Below are 15,058 nucleotides of genomic sequence, written 5' to 3' on the forward strand. Positions count from 1 at the left end.
CGTGCGCCGCCCTTTCCCTGGCACCGCGTTCATGCGCGACTGAAGAATCCCGGACCGAAGCATCCGCCGCGCCGCTGGCCGGCGTGGCGTGCTCCAGCCTCTCCCGCCGCACCCGCAGCGTCCGAGCGCGGCGCGCAACCGGGCGTGCGTGGGACGCCGTGGCGCGGGATTCTTCGGTCGGCGCCAGAGTCTGGTGTGACGGACGGTGCGGCGCGGCGCCTCCGCTCAGAATGACGCTCCGAATCCGAGGCGTGTGGCCGACCCGTGGTCGCGCGAGTCCGACAGGGGGAAAGTACGGCGCGGCCGCTTCCGCGGAATGACACGGACAATCGTGGCGCGGAGGCCGAGCTAATTCCCAACCGCGATCTGCCGCAGGCGGCCTGTTTGTCTACCCGGCGAGCGCCGCGATCTCATCCACCAGGGCCGCCAGCGCGGACTGCTGCCGCCGCAGCATCGCCGCGTCCGGCGCGGCGCCCGGAAAGAGGATCGCGTGAATGCGCGCCGTCAAATCCACCGGCTGGACGGCGAGCGCGCCGAGCGCGGACGCAAGCTTCTTCTCCCCCGGAAAGTACTCGCCGTTCAGCGCGAACACGGCCTGGATGACGGACTGCACCGTCTGCTGCACGATGGCGCTGGTGTAGATGGCGTCCCCGCGCTCCACGGCCGAGAGGTAGTGCGGATTACGCGGCCAGAACGCCGCCTCCGCCGTGAACCGCCGCAGCACGGCCTGCCGCAGCGCCTCGGGATACGGATCGACGAGCGACTTCCACCCCGCGAGCCGCCCGCCCGGATCGTCGAGGATGCGCATGGCGCGAACGTCCGCCAGCGCGACGTAGTTGAAGAACCCCATCACCGCCCACACCGAGAGCGTCCGCTCGATGCGCGCCTCGCGGCACGCGGCAATGGTGCGCTCGACCCCGTCCGCGCCGCGTATCCAGCACTCCACGCGAACGCCGTCCACGGCGAAGTCCGTCCCGCACTGGTCCAGCGGCTCGTCCGCACCCCAGGAGTGCGGCTCCGCGCCGGCGCCGAACGCGCGCACCACCATCGCGTCCCGCTCCGCCCGGGGACCAACGGAATCGCAGAACAGGTAGACGTCCACGTCCGACTGCGCGTCCGCGCCGCCCTTCGCCCACGATCCGCCCAGCGCGGTTCCGCACGGCCCCGCGCTGAAGCCGCGCACCACGGGGAGCAGATCGCTGATCAGCCGCTCGACGCGAGGCTCGCCGACAGGTTCCGCCATCTCAGGGCGATGCGGAGGACGTTGACGCGTTCGCCACCGTGCGCATCAGAAACTCCTCCGCGCGCGCCACTGCGCCGTCCAGCGTGCGCGTGCGGTGCTTGCCCGCGGGATACGCGTGAAACTCGAGGGTCCGCCCGGGAACCTGCCCCGCGAACGCGGCCAGCCGCTCGCCGTGCGCGAACGCCACCTTGTTGTCGAGCGCGCCGTGGTGCACCTGCGTGGGCGGCAGCCGGTGCGCGAACCAGGCGGGCGAGCGGCGCAGCATCTCCAGCCGCGCGCGCGGCAGCGTGGTGCGGCCGTCGCGCAGCGCGAACAGCACGCTGTCCGCCAGGTAGTTGGCGCCGGGCAGGCGCGGCAGCGGCAGGCTGAGCCCGCGGGTGGCGACCCGGCGGATGTCGGGCAGGAACAGGTCCGTGGGCCCGGCCACGCTCACCACGGCGCGGATGCGCGGGTCGCGCTCCCCCATCAGCAGCGCCACGCCGCCGCCCCGGCTGTGCCCGAACACCGCCACGCGCGACGAATCCGCCTGCGGCAGCAGGCCCAGCACGGCGGAAAGCAGCTGCATGGTGTCGTCCACGTCGCCGTCCCACGGGTTGGCCAGCCCCTCGGACCGGTACGCGCGGAACGGCGTCAGCAGCAGCGGCTCGCTGCGGAACGAGGGCACCACCTGGATCCATTCATCCGCCAGCGCGCCGTGATGAAAGAAGTGGTATCCGCTCGCGCCCTTGTCGCCGCCGTGCGCCACCACCAGCACGGGAAGCCGCTTCTCCGGCGCCGCGGCGGGGATTCGCACCGCGCCGTAGTGCCGGTTGCCGTTCACTAGGTGCGAAACCACGAGCGTGCGCCGCCCGTCCTTTTCGCGCTTCTCCAGCTCCACCCGCACGCCGCGCGGCTCGGGTGCGGGACGGCTTTCCCAGTCCCGTTCGATGGCGGCCCGCTCTGCCTCGGTGGGCGGCGCGAACAATCCGTCCAGCAACTCCTGCCGCGCGGGCGCCGACATCGCCGGCGCACACGCCGCCCAGAGTGGAAGAAGCAGGACTGCCACAATGGCTTTCCAGAAGCAGAGCCGGGATTTCACGTCGTTCGTCGCGGATCGCATGCGGGGATCACAGGGGTTCCTCTCGATGACATCCATATCGCACGCAAACGCCCGACCCGCGCAGATCGGGACGTGATCCGGCTCTTGGAACAGGACCGGGCAAACGAAGGACCTGTGTCTCTGGGCCTCTCCTAGAGACCGCTGTTCATCCGTGGGGCAAACGCCCGGGCACGTAGCGCCCACTTGCGCGTCCGGCGGGGTGCCGCTATCATCACGGCCGCATCCTCACGGGTGCCGCGGCGAGTTGCAGCGATTGCTCCGCGTTATAAATGTGCTAAAGCGCTCGGGAGCCCCGGCGCATTTTGCGTTGGGGTTTTTTTGCGTCCGCGGCCCCGGGCCGCGCGCACCGGAGCGGGACTGCACGGCGGATGTCCGCCACGACCACGAGGGCCGCCGCATCCGCGGCCTCTGCATCCTTTGATCACGTACCACCGCAGGAGCACCATGAGCACCGTGCTTACCTCCACGGAAGCGCCGGCCACCGTTACCTACACGTTCACCTCCGAGTCGGTGAGCGAAGGGCACCCGGACAAGGTCTGCGACTACATCGCCGACAGCATTCTGGACGCCCACCTGCAGCAGGACCTGGCCAGCCGCGTGGCGTGCGAAGTTCTCGTAAAGGAGAACCGCGTGGTGCTCGCCGGCGAAATCACCTCGTCGGCCAAGGTGGACTTCGAGGCCGTGGTGCGGCAGGCCATCCGCGAGATCGGCTACACCGACGCGGACCAGCCCTTCCATGCCGACACCGTGGAGATCCTGAGCCTGCTCAGCGCGCAGGCCGCCGAGATTGCCCAGGGCGTGGACGAGGACACCAGCGAGAGCGGCGAGCAGGGCGCGGGCGACCAGGGCATCATGTTCGGGTACGCCACCAACGAGACGCCGGAGCTCATGCCGCTCCCCATCCTGCTTTCGCACCGCCTGGCGCGCATTCTGGCCCACCACCGCAAGGCCGGCACGGTGAACTGGCTGCGCCCCGACAGCAAGACGCAGGTGTCTGTGGTGTACGAGGGCAACACCCCCGTGGCGGTGACCGACGTGCTCATCAGCACCCAGCACGCGGCCGACGTGACGCGCGACGAGATCCGCCACTTCGTGGTGACCTCCGTGATTCCCGAGGCGCTGGGCAGCTGGTACCACGACGATCTGCGGGTGATGGTGAACCCCACCGGCAGCTTCGTGCAGGGCGGCCCGTCCGCCGACGCGGGCGTCACCGGCCGCAAGATCATCGTGGACACGTACGGCGGCATGGGGCGCCACGGCGGCGGCGCGTTCAGCGGCAAGGATCCCAGCAAGGTGGACCGCAGCGGCGCGTACTTCTGCCGCTTCGTGGCCCGCGAGATCGTCAAGGCGGGGCTGGCGGACCGCGCCGAGGTGCAGGTGGCGTACGCCATCGGCGTGGCGCAGCCGGTGTCGGTAAAGGTGGACACCTTTGGCACGGGCGACGCGCGCGCCGCGGCCGAGTACGTCCGCGAGAACTTCGACTTCCGCCCGGCGGCCATCATCGAGCGCCTGGAGCTGCTGCAGCCGCTGTACCGCCAGACGACCAACTACGGCCACTTCGGCAAGTCCGAGCTGCCATGGGAGCGGTAAGGCCGCACGTTCAGGCAGGTAGGCGGATCAACGTCGATAATTTCTGGAGTACATCCTGGACAGTAATTTCCGGGACGTGCTCCAGGAAGTCGGCTCGCCGAACGCGCCAGTCGAGGCTTTTCACCTGATCAGCCAAGATGGCGCCGGTGATCTTGAGGCCTGCCGGAACCCGCACCTCGAAGGGATACCCCTTTACGTGAGAGGTGATCGGGCAGAGCAGCGCCAACCCGGTCCGGCCGTTGTAGCCGGAAGGTGATAACACCAGCGCTGGACGGCGGCCGGCCTGTTCATGTCCAGCCTGAGGGCTGAAATCGATCCAGACTGCGTCGCCGCGTTCCGGGAGGTAGGAACGCGCTACCACGCTTCTACCCCGACGCTGGGCCCGGTGTCGATCTCTCCGTGCAGGTTCTCGGGCGTGATCGCATCGAGAAGATCCTGCAACTGGTAGACGGGCGCGGAGAGCGGAGTGAGCACCAGACGTCCGTCCTCGAGCGTCAGGTCCATTTCAGAACCGGACTCGAGAGCGGTTTCGACGGCGTAGGATCTGGGAATCCGTAGGGCGAGGCTGTTGCCCCACTTCTGAACGCGAATGCGCATGGATCGTCCTCCTGTGTCTACTATGAAGATACAGAGGAGTGTGATTTGTTTCAACGGGGGGCCGCGCTGCGCAGTAACCCGGTTGACAAAGGCCGGGCATTCCGGCCATCGTAGAATGAGCAGGCGGGAGCACCGCCCTCCAACGGATTGAGCGAGAACACGACGATGGCGATCCACGCCGCGACGATGATGTGCATGTGCATGTGTCAGTGCGTCCTCCCCCCGGGAGAGACGGACGGGCGCGCGCGTGCACGCAGGTTGCACGGATAGCGCGAACGGATCGCCGGAGCCACGCTCCGCACGATTCCACCCGGCCCGGCCCTCTCCCGCAGCGGAGAGGGCCGGGCTTTTTTTCGTCCGTACCACCACACCAGGAGCCGACACCATGACCGTCATTGCCGAAGCCGAACGCAAGCTGGGGCTGGGCACCCGCGCCGTGCACTCCGCGCAGGAGCTGGCCGATCCCGCGACCAACGCCCGCGCGGTCCCCATCTACGCCACCACGTCGTACGTGTTCAACAGCCCGGACCACGCGGCCAGCCTGTTCGGCCTCAAGGAGTTCGGCAACATCTACACGCGCATCATGAACCCCACCACCGACGTGTTCGAGCGCCGCATCGCGGAGCTGGAAGGCGGCGTGGCGGCGGTGGCCACCAGCAGCGGCCAGAGCGCGCAGGCGCTCGCCCTGCTGAACCTGGCGCAGGCCGGCGACAGCATCGTGGCCTCGTCCGCGCTGTACGGCGGCACCTTCACCCTGCTCAAGTACACGCTGGGCCGGCTGGGCATCACAACGCGCTTCGTGGACGGCAACGACCCCCAGGCGTTCGCGGACGCCATCGACGAAACCACGAAGGCCGTCTACGTGGAGACGATCGGCAACCCCAAGCTGGAAGTTCCCGACTTTCGCGCCATCGCCGACGCCGCGCACGCGGCGGGCGTTCCGCTGGTGGTCGACAACACCTTCGGCACGCCGTTCCTGGCCCGGCCGCTGGAGCACGGCGCCGACATCGTGGTGCACAGCGCCACCAAGTGGATCGGCGGGCACGGCACGTCCATCGGCGGCGTGGTGGTGGACGGCGGCACCTTCGACTGGGGCGCCAGCGAGCGCTTCCGCGGCTTCTACGTGGATCCCGAGCCGGCGTACCACGGCCTGTCCTTCGCCGCGACCTTCGGGCAGATCGCCTTCGCCATCCGACTGCGCGTGCTGCTGCTGCGCGACATCGGCGCGGCGGTGAGCCCCTTCAACTCCTTCCTCTTTCTGCAGGGGCTGGAGACGCTGCACCTGCGCATTCGCCGCCACAGCGACAACGCGCTCGCCATCGCCCGCTTTCTGGAAGGCCACCCGGCCGTCACCTGGGTCCGCTATCCCGGCCTGGAAAGCCATCCCACGCACCAGACTGCCAAGCGCTACCTGGAGGGCGGATTCGGCGGGGTACTGACGTTCGGCGTGCTGGGCGGGGAGGAAGCCGCGAAGAAGGTGATCGAGGCCAGCCGGCTCTTCTCCCTGGTCGCGAACGTGGGCGACGCCAAGAGCCTGATCATTCACCCGTGGAGCACCACGCACGAGCAGCTGGAGCCCGCGGAACGCGAGGCGGCGGGGGTGACGGCGGACCTGATCCGGCTTTCCGTGGGCATTGAGGACGAGGCCGACCTGCTGGCGGATCTGGACGCGGCCCTGCGCGCCGCTGTCGGGTTGTGAGCGGGCCCATCGTGGTGCTCAAGTTCGGCGGCACGTCGCTCGGCTCGGCCGGGCGCGTGCGCCGGGCGGCGGCGCGCATCGCGGCGCACCGGTCACGCGGCCGCCGTCCCGTGGTGGTCGTCAGCGCGGCCGGGCGGACGACGGACCGGCTGGTGCGCAGGCTGGCCGCGGTGGTTCCCGGCGGGCGGCCGGACGGGCGCGAAGCCGACCGCGCGCTCGCCACGGGCGAGGACCTGAGCGCGGCGCTGCTCGCGGCCGCGCTGGCGGGCATCGGCGTTCCCGCGCGCAGCCTGCGCGGCGGCGAGGCCGGGGTGCGCGCCGCGGGCGACTTCTGCGGCGGGCGCATCGACCACGTTCACCCGCACCCCCTTCGCGCGCTGCTGGATGCGGGCGTCGTCCCGGTCGTCAGCGGCTTTCAGGGCGCGCGGGCGGATGGGGAAACGCTCACCCTGGGCCGCGGCGGATCGGACACCTCCGCCGTCGCGCTGGCGGCGGCCCTGGGCGCGGAGTGCCACATCATCACCGACGTCACCGCCGTGCACGACCACGATCCTCGCGCGGATGCCGGTGCCCGTCCGCTGGCGGACATGGATCCGCTCGCGCTCGTCATCCTCGCTGAAGCGGGCGCGCGGGTGGTGCACCCGGAGGCGGCGCGCATGGCGCTGGCGGACCGCGTGCCGCTGCGCGTGTACGCGTGGTGGGCGCCGCTCTCCGGCCGCGGAGGCACGCGCGTGCGCCCGGCCGCCGCGCTCTCGGAGGCCGCGTGAACGCTCGCGAACTCCGCACGCAGCACGTCCCCGCGTTCACGCTCGAGAGCGGCGAGGTGCTGCGGGGCGTGCGGCAGGCGTACCACCTGGACGGCGCGCTGAACGCCGCGCGCGACAATCTGGTCCTGATCGTCCACGCGCTCACCGGCTCCGCGGACGCGGCGGGCGACTGGTGGCGCGCCGTGATCGGGCCGGGGCTCGCCGTGAACACGGACCGGTACGCCGTGCTCTGTACCAACCTGCTCGGCTCGTGCTACGGCACCACGGGTCCCTCCGAGCCGGGCCGGGACGAGTTTCCGCTGGTCACCACGCGCGACCAGGCGCGGCTGATCCACGGGTTGGTCGAGGAACTCGGCGTGCGCTCCGTCGCGCTCGTGGCGGGCGGGTCGCTGGGCGGAATGGTGGCGATGGAATGGGCGGCGGCCCACCCGGACGCGTTCCGCTCCGCCGTCGTCTTTGCCGCGCCGGCCGCGCACACCGCGTCCGCCATCGCGTGGAACCACATCCAGCGGCAGGCGATCCAGGCCGCGGGAGAACGGGGGCTGGAGATCGCGCGGATGGTGGGGATGATGACGTACCGCACGGCGGAGGAGCAGGAGGTGCGCTTCGGCCGCGGGCGCGAGGAGGACGGGCGCTGGTCCATGGCCTCGTACCTGGAGCACCACGGCCGCAAGCTGCGCGCCCGCTTCGACCTGCGCAGCTACGTGGCGCTGACGCACGCGATGGATTCGCACGACGTAGCGCGCGGCCGCGGCGGGGCGCACGCGGCCCTCGCCCCCGTCGCGGACCGGATGACGGGCGTGGGCATTCCCGGCGACCTGCTGTACAGCGCGGCGGACGTGCGAGCCTGGACGGACGCGTCCGGCGCCGCGTATCGCGAAATCCATTCGATTCACGGCCACGACGCCTTTCTGCTGGAGCCGGAGCAGGCCGGGCGCATTCTGGCCGACGCACTCGCGGGCGCCGAGGGGCGGCCCAAGGAGCACGATGATGAGCACGCTGCTGGAGATTGAGAACGACGCGATCCGTTTGCCGCCGCCGCCGCGCACGCCCCGCACCCTGCGCGTGGCGCTGGCGGGATGCGGCACCGTGGGCGGCGAACTGGTGCGCCTCCTTCACCACGGCGCGGCGGAGATCCGGGCGCGGCACGGCGTGCGGGTGCGGCTGGTCCGCGTCCTCGTCGCCCACAGGGGCCGGCCCCGCCCCGCGGAGCTGGATCCCGCCCTGCTGACCACGGACCTGGACGCGTTCCTGGCGGAGGACGCCGACGTGGTGGTGGAGGCGATCGGCGGGGTGGACCCGGCGCTGCGGATCGCGCGGACGGCGCTGGGGCGCGGGCGGCGGCTGGTAACGGCCAACAAGGCGCTGATCGCGGCGCACGGGCCGGAACTGGCGCTCCTGGCCCGGCGGCATCGCGGGCGGCTGGATTTCGAGAGCGCCGTGGCGGGCGGAATTCCGGTCATCCGCGCGCTCCGCGACTCGCTGGGATTGACGGGGATCGCGCGCGTCCGCGGCATCCTGAACGGGACCACCAACTTCATCCTCACCCGGTTGGACGAGGGATGGCGGTACGCGGATGCCCTGGCCGACGCGCAGGCGCGCGGATTCGCGGAGGCCAACCCGGCCCGCGACCTGTCCGGCGAAGACGCGACGGACAAGCTGCGCATCCTGGCGTGGCTGGCGTTCGGGATCCGGCCGGACGCGCTGGTGCTGCGGCGGCGCGGCATCGACCCCGATCCCGAGCGGCTGGCGGCGGATGCGCGCCTGCTGGGCGGTGCGGCCCGGCTGGTGGCGGAAAGTGTGGAGACGGAGTCGGGCGTCGTGGCGGCGGTGGAGCCCGTCATCGTTCCGCTGGCGGGACCGCTGGGGCGCACGCGCGGCGAGGAGAACGTGGTGCTGATCGAGAGCCGCTCCAACGGCGGCATCACCCTGTCCGGCCCCGGCGCGGGCGGCGGGCCCACGGCCAGTTCGCTGCTGGCGGACCTGGTGCGCGGCGCCGGCCGACTCGCCCGCCCCGCCGCGGAGCCGCCCGTCCCCGTGAACGACACGCGTGAGCACCGGTGGGCGCTGAGCGTAGTCCGGACGATCCACGCGGCGGGAGTGCTGGATCGCACGCTGGCCCGCGCCGGCGTTCCCACCTCCACCGTACTGGCCGATGGCGACCGTCGGGTCGCGGTCACGGAGCCGGTCGGCTGGCAGCGCATTGACCTCGCTCTGCGCGTGCTGGGCGCCGAGCTGCTGGCCCCGGTCGTTTCGCGCGTGGAAGTGTCGGTGTAGCTGCCGGTGCTGTTGAACAGCGAAGTTGCAGAGGAACAGAGAACAGCCCAGAGGAGCAGAGGAACCGTGGTCCGTCCTCTGTTCCTCTGGGCCTTTCTCTGTTCCTCTGTACTCCCCGCTGTGATCAGTGCCTGGATTGCGAGCGAAACCCGACCGGCTTCACGGGAGCGGGGTACAGAAAGGCGTGCAACCGGCCCCGGCGTTGCCCCCAGCGGTGCCGGGGCGTACCTTTGCCCCATTCGTGAAACCCGGTTCCGGCCTGCGGCTTGCCTGCCGCGCCAACCGAGCGCAACGGTGGGGCCTGCCCCACGGAGCAGTGATATGAGCGCGACCACCACCCCCGACGTCCCCGCGCGCGGCTACGCGCCCGCCGGCAAGGACAACGGGATCGTCAAGAGCAAGGGCACCGTAAACCTGCCGCGCCCCGACGGCAGCGAGCCGGTGTCGCACCGCGCGCGCAAGCCCGAGTGGCTCAAGGTGCGCGCGCCCGGTAGCCCCAACTACCTGCGCCTCAAGGAGTTGATGCGGTCGCAGGGGCTGCACACGGTGTGCGAAGAAGCGCACTGCCCCAACATTGGCGAGTGCTGGGAAAGCGGCACGGCCACGTTCATGATCCTGGGAGACGTGTGCACCCGCGCCTGCAAGTACTGCGCGGTCGCCCACGGCATGCCCACGGAGCTGGACTGGGACGAGCCGCGCCGCGTGGCCGACAGCGTCGTCACCATGGGGCTGGAGCACGCGGTGATCACCTCCGTGAACCGCGACGAGCTCAAGGACGGCGGCGCCGGCATCTATGCCGAGACGATCCGCCAGATCCACGAGCGCGTCCCGGGCTGCACGGTGGAAGTGCTCATCCCGGACTTCAAGGGCAACGAGGACGCCCTGCGCACCGTGGTAGAGGCGCGGCCGGAGATCCTGGCGCACAACATCGACACGGTGGAGCGGCTGTCCAGGCTGATCCGCCCCGGCGCGCGCTACTGGCGCAGCATTTCGTTCCTGGGCGCGGTCAAGCGGATGAACCCGGCGCAGCTCACCAAGAGCGCCATCATCCTGGGGATGGGCGAAACGGAAGACGAGATCCTGCAGGCCATGAAGGACCTGCGCGAGGCCTCCGTCGACATCCTTACGCTGGGCCAGTACCTGCGCCCGTCGGAGCATCACGTGCCGCTGGACCGCTGGGTGCACCCCGACGAGTTCCGCCGCTGGAAGGAGATCGGCGAGCGCGAGCTGGGCTTCGGACACGTGGAGAGCGGGCCGCTCGTCCGCTCGTCGTACCACGCCAAGGAGCAGGCGCGCACCATCGACGCGGGCGGGCCGGGGAGCATTACGCAGATCGTGGAGGCCGACGTGGAGTCCGGCGCGTCCATCGACCCGGAAGAAGCCGCCATCCGCGCCGCCATGGTCACCCCGCCCGCCCCGCGTCTTGTGCAGCTGGGCGGCCTGCGGTAGCGCACGGAGGGACGATGGCCACCCATCCGCAGACCGCAAAGGTCACGCTCCAGGATTTCCTCGCCGCCGCCGAGGCGGCCGAGGGGCACTTGGAGTTCATCGATGGGCAAATCGTGGCGATGGGCGGAGCGACCATCACACATGGAAGAATTACGCAGCGGATCGCGTACGCGTTGAGTGCACAGCTCGAGGGCTCCTCGTGCGAAGTCCTGTCGCAGGGGAACCTCGTCGCATCGGGCGTCGCAGAGAACGCCTTTGTTCCCGATGTGGTCGTCTTCTGCGGTGAGCCGCGGTTCCTTCAGACGGCGGGGGGCGAACTGCTGCTGAATCCCGTGGTGCTCGTGGAGGTTCTGTCGCCCTCCACGGCACACATTGACCACGACGTCAAACTCGACAACTACCGGCGGATCGCGACGCTCCAGGAGTACCTGATCGTGTCGCAGGACCGGCCGCGCGTGGAGCGCTACATGCGGCAGAACGAGCACTTCTGGCAGTGGAGTGTTACGGAGGGGCTGAACACGCAGATCCGCCTGGATGGACTGCAAGCTACGCTGGACCTGGCGCGCATCTACGCCGGCCTGGGGCTGAAGTCAGAAGACGAGTGAGCAGGGGAAGAAGCGCGGCAGAGCGCGCGCTGGCCATGCACTGAGTCACCAGACCGGCGCCGAGACGGTGCCGCCGGTCGGATTCCGTAGAGACTGATGGCAGACGAAAAGACGATCGACACCGCCGAGGCGGAAGACCAGGCGCCGGAAGCGGCGGCCCAGAGCGGCGAGCTGGACCGCGCCGCGCAGACGGAGCACAAGCCCCGGATGAGCGACGAGGAGCGGATGCAGGGGCTGAGCCCCGATCAGCTCAAGAAGATGATGTACGACATGCTGCTGGCCCGCCGCCTGGAAGAGAAGGTGGCCGAGGCCTACGCCCTGGGCCGCATCGGCGGGTTCTGCCACCTGTACATCGGCCAGGAAGCCGTGGCCGTGGGCGCCATCAGCGCGCAGACGCCCGACGACTACGTGATGACGGCGTACCGCGAGCACGTGCACGCCCTGCAGTGCGGCATGATGCCCGGCGCCATCATGGCCGAGCTCTACGGCCGCGCGGACGGGTGCAGCAAGGGCAAGGGCGGCTCCATGCACATGTTCAGCGCCGAGCACAACTACCTGGGCGGCCACGGCATCGTGGGTGGCCAGATTCCGCTGGCGCTGGGCGTGGCGTGGAAGATCAAGTACCGCAAGGAAGAGCGCGTCATTCAGGTGTACTGCGGCGAGGCCGCGGTAAACCAGGGCGCCTTTCACGAGTCGCTCAACATGGCGGCGCTGTGGAAGGTCCCCATGATCCTCATCGTCGAGAACAACCGCTTCGGAATGGGGACCGCGTGGGAGCGCGCCTCCAGCCTGTACGACATCTACCAGAAGGCCACCGCCTACGCCATGCCGTCCGCCGTCGCCGACGGCATGGACGTGCTCGACATGTACCGCGTCACGAGGGAAGCCGTGGAGCGCGCCCGCAGCGGCGGCGGCCCCACCCTCATCGAGGCGCGCACCTACCGCTTCGTGGGCCACTCCATGTCCGACCCCGTTTCCGGCGTGTACCGCACCAAGGAAGACGTGGAGAACGAAAAGGCGAACGACCCCATCCGCATCTTCGCCGACCTGCTCGCCCGCCAGAACATCCTGAGCCAGGAAGAGCTGGAGCGGATGGACGAGGAGGTGAAGCGGGTGTCGGAAGAAGCCGCCGAGTTCGCCGAAAAATCGCCGGAGCCCGCAGTGGAAGAGCTGTACACGGAAATCTACGCGAACGAAGACGTCAACGGGCGTCTCTACTTCGACATGAGGGAGCGCTGAACGGCAGTGCTCAGTACCTAGTGCCCAGTGCCCGGCACGAGCCTTCACCCGTGGGGAGCTGCTTCGGATGCAAAGACGTGCAGTCTCCCGCTTCGAGGATCTGCTCGTGTGGCAGAAGGCGATGGCGCTGTGCGTGCAGATCTACCGGGTGAGCCGAACCGGCGAGTTCGCGCGGGATTTCGGGCTGCAGAGGCAGATTCAGCGCGCGGCGGTGTCCGTGATGTCGAACATCGCTGAAGGATTCGAGCGTAACAGCCGCGCCGAATTCGCACGGTTCGTTGCGATCGCGAGAGGTTCCGTGGGCGAGGTGCGGGCCCAGCTCTACCTCGCCCGGGAACTGGGCTACATGAGTACGGACGAATGCGGGCGGCTGGTAAGCGCCTGCCTTGAGATCACGCGGATGCTCGTTTCACTGCGCAAGAAGCTTGGTGCGTAGTGACCTGGGCACTTGGCACTTGAACCTGGGCACTTGTAACCTGGGCACCAACACATGGCTGTAATTACCTATCGTGAGGCTCTGAACCAGGCCCTCGCGGAAGAGATGGAGCGCGATCCCGACGTCTTTCTGATGGGCGAAGAGGTCGGCGTGTACAACGGCGCCTACAAGGTGTCCAAGGGGCTGCTGGACAAGTTCGGCGACATGCGCGTGGTGGATACGCCCATCACCGAACTGGGCTTTGCCGGGCTGGGCGTGGGCGCGGCCATGACGGGCATTCGCCCCGTCATCGAGTTCATGACCTGGAACTTCGCCATCCTGGCGTTCGACCAGATCTTCAACTCCGCCGCCAAGATGCGCAGCATGAGCGGCGGCCAGTTCAAGATGCCCATCACCTTCCGCGGCCCCACCGGCGCCGCGCTGCAGCTGGCCGCGCAGCACTCGCAGGCGCTGGAAAGCCAGGTGGCGCACTATCCCGGCGTAAAGGTCGTGGTGCCCGGCACCCCGGCGGACGCCAAGGGGCTGCTCAAGGCCGCCATCCGCGACGACGACCCGGTGTGCGTCTTCGAGGGCGAAATGCTGTACAACCTCAAGGGCGAAGTGCCCGAGGACGACGACTACGTCATCCCGCTGGGCGTGGCGGACCTCAAGCGCGAGGGGAGCGACGTTTCGATCATCACGCACGGCAAGATGATCCACACCGCGCTGCAGGCCGCCGAACGGATGGAAAAGGACGGCGTGAGCGTGGAGGTGCTGGACCTGCGCAGCCTGCGCCCGCTGGACACCGACGCCATCATGAACACGGTCGCCAAGACCAACCGCGTGGTGCTGCTGGAAGAGGGCTGGGCGTACGGCGGCATTACCGCCACCATCGCCGCCATGATCCAGGAAGAAGCGTTCGACGTGCTGGACGCGCCCATCCTTCGCGTTACCCAGGCGGACGTGCCCATGCCGTACGCCAAGGCGATGGAAAAGGCCGCCAAGCCCAGTGTGGAGCTGGTGATCCAGAAGCTGAACCAGGTCCTGTACAGATAAGTGCCCAGTGCGCAGTGCCAAGTGCCCGGAAGAGGCGCTCGGAACTGGGCACTTGGCACCGGGCACTTCTCTCTTACCGACTGACGATGGCGACGAAAGTCTACATGGAGGCCCTTTCCCCCACGATGGAGGAAGGGCGCCTGGTCACCTGGCTCAAGGCCGAGGGCGACGAGGTAAAGGAGGGCGACGTCCTGGCCGAGGTGGAAACCGACAAGGCCACTATGGAGCTGGTGGCCCGCGGCTCCGGCGTGCTGCGCAAGCGCCTCATCGGCGAGGGCGACACCGCCAACGTGGGGGTGATGATCGCCATCGTGGCCAAGGCCGACGAGGACATCAGCGCGCTGGACGGCGGCGGCTCGTCTACCCCCGCCCCCGCGGCGGAAGCACCCAAGGCGGAAGCGCCCAAGGCGGAGGCACCCAAGGCCGACGCCGCTCCGGCCGCGGAGGCGCCCAGGGCCGCGGCCGCGCAGCCGGCGCAGGCCGCGGCGCCCGCTCCGGCGGAAGCGGCACCCGCGCAGGGCGAGGGCGGACGGGTGAAGGCGTCGCCCCTGGCCCGCAAGCTGGCCGCGGAGGCGGGCATGCAGATCGGTGCCGTGCAGGGCAGCGGCCCCGGCGGCCGCGTGATCCGGCGCGACATCCAGGACGCCGTGGCGCGCGGCGGGCAGCAGCAGGCCGCCCCCGCGGCGGCCGAGGCTCCCGCTCCGCAGCCCGCGGCCGCGCAGGTGGCGCCGTCCACCGACGCGCGCTTCCGCGAGCACCCCATCAGCCAGATGCGGAAGGCCATCGCGCGGCGGCTGTCGCAGTCCATCGGCCCGGTGCCCACCTTCTACCTCACCATCGAGGTAGACATGGGCGAGGCCATGGCGTTGCGCGGCAAGGTGAACGAGCGCTTCGCCAAGCAGGGGATCAAGACCAGCCCCAACGACATGGTCATCAAGGCCGTGGCCATGGCGCTGCGCCACCACCCGTTCGTGAACGCGGCGTGGACGGGCGACGCCATCCACCTGTACGAGCAGGTGCAC

Annotated in this window: 16 protein-coding genes; 11 read left to right on the plus strand and 5 right to left on the minus strand. The window is 69.8% G+C overall.

Features of this window, described 5'->3' with window-relative positions; genetic code table 11:
• Positions 1-388 precede the first annotated feature (388 nt).
• Positions 389-1,243 (minus strand): DUF4037 domain-containing protein, encoded by an 855-nt coding sequence (locus VF665_RS03165; RefSeq protein ID WP_331051952.1) that lies wholly within the window; start codon positions 1,241-1,243, stop codon positions 389-391.
• 1 nt (position 1,244) lies between these two features.
• A complete protein-coding gene (locus tag VF665_RS03170; RefSeq protein WP_331051953.1) occupies positions 1,245-2,243 on the minus strand; it encodes an alpha/beta hydrolase family protein in 999 nt (332 codons plus the stop codon).
• 543 nt (positions 2,244-2,786) lie between these two features.
• Between VF665_RS03170 and metK the strand changes: the two genes are divergently transcribed.
• The gene (gene metK, locus VF665_RS03175) at positions 2,787-3,932 is read left to right on the plus strand and encodes a methionine adenosyltransferase (protein ID WP_331051954.1); all 1,146 of its coding nucleotides are present in this window, start codon (positions 2,787-2,789) and stop codon (positions 3,930-3,932) included.
• 10 nt (positions 3,933-3,942) lie between these two features.
• Here metK and mazF read toward each other — a convergent pair whose 3' ends face one another.
• Genes mazF through VF665_RS03190 form a run of 3 tightly spaced genes read right to left on the minus strand, consistent with a single transcriptional unit; the run spans position 3,943 to position 4,726 of the window.
• Positions 3,943-4,293, minus strand: a complete 351-nt coding sequence (gene mazF, locus VF665_RS03180; RefSeq protein WP_331051955.1) for an endoribonuclease MazF — start codon at positions 4,291-4,293, stop codon at positions 3,943-3,945.
• Positions 4,287-4,529, minus strand: coding sequence for an AbrB/MazE/SpoVT family DNA-binding domain-containing protein (locus tag VF665_RS03185; protein ID WP_331051956.1), 243 nt, complete (start codon positions 4,527-4,529; stop codon positions 4,287-4,289). Before VF665_RS03185 ends, mazF begins: the two co-directional genes overlap by 7 nt.
• A gap of 50 nt (positions 4,530-4,579) precedes the next feature.
• Positions 4,580-4,726: a hypothetical protein gene (locus VF665_RS03190; RefSeq protein ID WP_331051957.1), complete on the minus strand. Its 147-nt coding sequence runs from the start codon at positions 4,724-4,726 to the stop codon at positions 4,580-4,582.
• 188 nt (positions 4,727-4,914) lie between these two features.
• Between VF665_RS03190 and VF665_RS03195 the strand changes: the two genes are divergently transcribed.
• The 10 genes from VF665_RS03195 to VF665_RS03240 all read left to right on the plus strand — a co-directional run.
• The gene (locus VF665_RS03195; protein ID WP_331051958.1) at positions 4,915-6,228 is read left to right on the plus strand and encodes an O-acetylhomoserine aminocarboxypropyltransferase/cysteine synthase family protein; all 1,314 of its coding nucleotides are present in this window, start codon (positions 4,915-4,917) and stop codon (positions 6,226-6,228) included.
• Positions 6,225-6,995, plus strand: coding sequence for a hypothetical protein (locus VF665_RS03200; RefSeq protein WP_331051959.1), 771 nt, complete (start codon positions 6,225-6,227; stop codon positions 6,993-6,995). The genes VF665_RS03195 and VF665_RS03200 overlap by 4 nt, the downstream gene beginning before the upstream one ends.
• Positions 6,992-8,008, plus strand: coding sequence for a homoserine O-acetyltransferase family protein (locus VF665_RS03205; RefSeq protein WP_331051960.1), 1,017 nt, complete (start codon positions 6,992-6,994; stop codon positions 8,006-8,008). Before VF665_RS03200 ends, VF665_RS03205 begins: the two co-directional genes overlap by 4 nt.
• Positions 7,986-9,272 (plus strand): homoserine dehydrogenase, encoded by a 1,287-nt coding sequence (locus tag VF665_RS03210; RefSeq protein ID WP_331051961.1) that lies wholly within the window; start codon positions 7,986-7,988, stop codon positions 9,270-9,272. The genes VF665_RS03205 and VF665_RS03210 overlap by 23 nt, the downstream gene beginning before the upstream one ends.
• Before the next feature lie 321 nt (positions 9,273-9,593).
• On the plus strand, positions 9,594-10,721 hold the full coding sequence (gene lipA, locus VF665_RS03215; protein ID WP_331051962.1) for a lipoyl synthase: 1,128 nt from the start codon (positions 9,594-9,596) through the stop codon (positions 10,719-10,721).
• 14 nt (positions 10,722-10,735) lie between these two features.
• Positions 10,736-11,326: a Uma2 family endonuclease gene (locus VF665_RS03220; RefSeq protein WP_331051963.1), complete on the plus strand. Its 591-nt coding sequence runs from the start codon at positions 10,736-10,738 to the stop codon at positions 11,324-11,326.
• 96 nt (positions 11,327-11,422) lie between these two features.
• Entirely contained in the window at positions 11,423-12,565 is a 1,143-nt protein-coding gene (gene pdhA, locus VF665_RS03225) for a pyruvate dehydrogenase (acetyl-transferring) E1 component subunit alpha (RefSeq protein WP_331051964.1), read from the plus strand.
• A 106-nt stretch (positions 12,566-12,671) separates the two neighbouring features.
• Positions 12,672-13,001, plus strand: a complete 330-nt coding sequence (locus VF665_RS03230; protein ID WP_331051965.1) for a four helix bundle protein — start codon at positions 12,672-12,674, stop codon at positions 12,999-13,001.
• 54 nt (positions 13,002-13,055) lie between these two features.
• On the plus strand, positions 13,056-14,036 hold the full coding sequence (locus tag VF665_RS03235) for a pyruvate dehydrogenase complex E1 component subunit beta (RefSeq protein ID WP_331051966.1): 981 nt from the start codon (positions 13,056-13,058) through the stop codon (positions 14,034-14,036).
• 86 nt (positions 14,037-14,122) lie between these two features.
• Positions 14,123-15,058 (plus strand): 2-oxo acid dehydrogenase subunit E2 (locus tag VF665_RS03240; RefSeq protein WP_331051967.1); only part of this gene is annotated, 936 nt, incomplete at its 3' end.

Source organism: Longimicrobium sp. (genome assembly GCF_036387355.1).
GTDB lineage: Bacteria > Gemmatimonadota > Gemmatimonadetes > Longimicrobiales > Longimicrobiaceae > Longimicrobium.